Origin of the sequence: Magnetospirillum sp. UT-4, assembly GCF_902729435.1 — a bacterium.
Lineage (GTDB): Bacteria > Pseudomonadota > Alphaproteobacteria > Rhodospirillales > Magnetospirillaceae > Magnetospirillum.
Map to the genome: position 1 here is coordinate 1 of NZ_CACVCG010000105.1, position 3,292 is coordinate 3,292.

The following is a 3,292-nucleotide window of genomic DNA, read 5'->3' on the forward strand; positions in this document are numbered from 1 at the left end:
GGGTTAGCGCGGGGGCGGCATCGCGGGTGGCCAATTGACCGCTTCGCGCCCATCATCGCCGTTCCGTGGATCAGCGCAGGCTCCCGACAGCGGACGTTGCGCGGAAAAGGCGGGCCGTCTGAGGTGTGCCACAAACCGTCATTTACTTGCCCTGTTGGGGGCTGTCGGCTTTTGGCATGGGCGGTAACAGCTGATGTGCTAGTCTAAATTCGTATGGCTGTCTGCCATTTGGGGGAGGATGATGCCTATACTTCTGATCGTGCTGTCGGCTTGTGGCTTCTTTGCCGTCATGGTTGGCGTGTCCAAACTGGCTGATCGAACCAAGGCGAAGACAGCCGCCAAGGGTGGCCGAACCATAAACTTTCAGGGCATCGATGATGCAGGAAAGCTGACCCGACAGAAGGCCGATCTTGAAGCCCGGGTAAAGGCTCTGACTGCCAAGGAGGCATCCCTGATCGCGTCCGTGGAGGAATATGAGCGCGGCATCGATACCCGCAGGGCTGCGAAGCTGGCTGCCGAGCAAGACGAAATCAATGCCGCCAATGCGGCTAGGAGCGCGGTTGAGGCGCGAGTTCACCAGCTTCGCGAGAGTGAGCGGAAGCTGGCCGACGCCGTCTCCGACCTTCAGGACGAGGCCGACCGCAGAAAAGCGCAAGTGGATGATCTGTCCGCCGACGTTGCCGATCTCACCCGGACCAAGGACGCTCTCGACGAGAGCATCACCACTCTCTTGTCTCGGCAGCGTGAGATTGAGGCGGAGATGGCCGAACTGGATCGGGCCATCGACGAGCGCCGCCGAGAAAGATTATCTGAGATGGAAGCGGCGGTAGCCGCGCAGAAGGAATTGGCGCTGTCCAAAATCATGGCGTGGACGGAGTCCGAGAAGTCGCGGCTTCAGGAACGGTTCGAGAGCAGTTACCAATCCGAGGTCACCGACCTGCGGCGTCAGCTGATCGAAAAAGTTACTGCCGAATTCGACAGCATCCACGAATATTTTTCGGCCTTCGCCTCGGAGCGCAAGCTCATGGCCGAGACTGAAATCAAGGATTTCCTGGCGGAGAAGCGTTCGACCATCCTGTCCAACCTCGAATAGACGGGAGGCGAACATGCTTGCTCGCGCCATCCGAACTGTCGCCTTGATTGTCTGTGTTCTGGTTGGTTCGGTTGGATCGGGTTCGGCCCAGGAACAACCGGACATCATGATCCTGTTCGATCAATCGGGGTCGGTTGGAAAGCATGATCCAAAGCTTGCCTCAAAGGCTTGGCTTTTGACCTTCCTGAAGACTTTCGATAATCCCTATAAAATCGAAGTCGTCGGCTTTGATGAAGCCCTATACCGCCACCTTGCCGTTGAGCGCGATACCGCCACCGACATTAAGGCACTGAACCAAGCGATTGACGAAATCGAGATGGCTGGCAAGGCGACCGACTTGGAGATGCCTTTTCGGTATCTTCTGAATTTTGCCAAACCCTCCACCAAACTGGCGATCATCATATCCGATGGAGAGCCGGAAATTTGGGATGCCAAACTGGGCTATCTCAGCAAGGAGGTTCAAGCGGACCCCCGCTATGATGATCTAAACCGCCAGCATCAGCAGATGAAGGATGCCGGGGTCTCGAAGCGGAAGCGGTTTGAGAAACTCGGCACACTTTACCACGCCCGCAATATCGAACTGATCGAAGGCCAGTTGCCGGGCATCGCCAAGTTGATCGGAGATAGGCTTATCATCTGGGATTTGTCGGGAACCTCCTACTATCTCAAAACCTGGGCCAAGGCGGCGGGAGCCCAGTATCTGCCCATGCGGGTTGCCGCTCAGGAAAACCCTGTCGAGCAGTTGCAGAAGGCCATGACGGCCTTGCAGCAGCATTCCAGTGCCATCGTCAAGGAGGCTTTGCCTGACGACCATGAGAACCGGGCGGCAGTCGCCTTGACCGCCATTCCCGAGATCGCGGCAAAGGTTCAGCCCAAGGAGATGCCAGCCTCCAAGCAGCCAGCTCCACCGGTTGAAACGAAAGCACCAGAACCGGCACCGCTACAACCCGTGGCTCCGTCACCTTCAAAAGATGACCAGCCCTCATCCTGGTTGATCGTGCTGGTGCTGCTGGGAGGAGCCGCCGGGGTTTATGCTTTCTTCCGTCGGCGAGCGCCGGTCGCGTCGTCGGCCAAGGCTGGACCCGCCGTACCCTTGGACCTTGCATCTCAGTACATCGACGCCAAGGTCAAGAACGCTCTCGATGATGCGGAGAAACTGCGACGTAAGCTTCTCGTCAATGAGAGCGGGGCTGTCAATGTCGAGCGACGGTTCTCATTGCGCGTATCTGTTCCGCCCGGAGCCATGGAGGTTCAATGGATCGGTGAGGATGGCGACAAGCGGGAAACCCCCGCAATCGACATCTCCATGCATGGCGTCAAATTTGAGACATATGGAGCCGGGATAGCCTCGGTCACCGCAATCATCTGTCCGAAGATGGAGGTGGTGCTGGCCGTGAAGAAATTCGAGGAAATCCGCCGTGACGGAAGCCGCGCTGTAGCCCTGCTGATCGAGTTCGATAACAATCTCGACGACTGGATGCGGTGGGTGGAAATCATCACCAGGATTGATCAGGCTGTCACGAAGTGATTGGACCACGACCGTGGCGGAGACCCGCCTGTGGCCACCAAACAGGAGATTTCCATGAGCAATCTGATTGATGACACTCTGGATTTCGTGGGGCATGAGCTTCAGATTGCTCGTGTTCGGGTTGAAGGTCTTGCCCATGCCCTTGGCGCTTCCGTCCTGCCCTCCCCTCCGGAACCAAAACAGAAGCCGCCAACAGCGAAACAGGTTCATGAGCTTGAAATGCGCCTCCATGAGATTGAGGTCAAGCTCAGGGCAACCCAGCGCGAACTAGGGCTGAAGAAAGCCGCAAACGAAGGTCTGATGGCCCAGGCAAACGCCCTGAAAGACGCATTGAAGGCTGCTTACCCTAAAAGCCCACTGTTGGGATCGAGTGGAAAAACTTGGAAATCTGGACCGATGGCAGGAAAGCTAAAGTCCCAGTTACGTGTTGTCTGGGAAAAAGCTTTCGACAAAGAAGCCAAGCGCCTTGGGGCCGTCGATCCTCTGAAGATCCGGCTTTCCTGAGTTGGGAGAAATTTCACGCATCAAATGCCTCTTCTGGGTCAGTAGCTGCCACAGCACTTTTTCACGGCAGCGTCTGTATTACCTGTTTCGCGTCCGATAGCCGCCATTCCGTTCACGGCCCAAACTGGACATTCAAGGATAAATACGCCAACCCAATGGCTAGAGCG

The 3,292-nt window shown here is 56.8% G+C and carries 3 protein-coding genes; all 3 read left to right on the top strand.

The genetic code is table 11. From position 1 onward, the window contains the following. Nucleotides 1-241: 241 nt before the first annotated feature. The 3 genes from MTBUT4_RS14340 to MTBUT4_RS14350 are packed head-to-tail and all read left to right on the top strand — an operon-like array spanning nt 242 to nt 3,125. A complete protein-coding gene (locus MTBUT4_RS14340; RefSeq protein WP_173980378.1) occupies nt 242-1,093 on the top strand; it encodes a hypothetical protein in 852 nt (283 codons plus the stop codon). A 13-nt stretch (nt 1,094-1,106) separates the two neighbouring features. Next, nucleotides 1,107-2,621, top strand: a complete 1,515-nt coding sequence (locus MTBUT4_RS14345; RefSeq protein WP_173980379.1) for a VWA domain-containing protein — start codon at nt 1,107-1,109, stop codon at nt 2,619-2,621. A gap of 54 nt (nt 2,622-2,675) precedes the next feature. Then, on the top strand, nt 2,676-3,125 hold the full coding sequence (locus MTBUT4_RS14350) for a hypothetical protein (protein ID WP_173980380.1): 450 nt from the start codon (nt 2,676-2,678) through the stop codon (nt 3,123-3,125). Nucleotides 3,126-3,292: the final 167 nt, after the last annotated feature.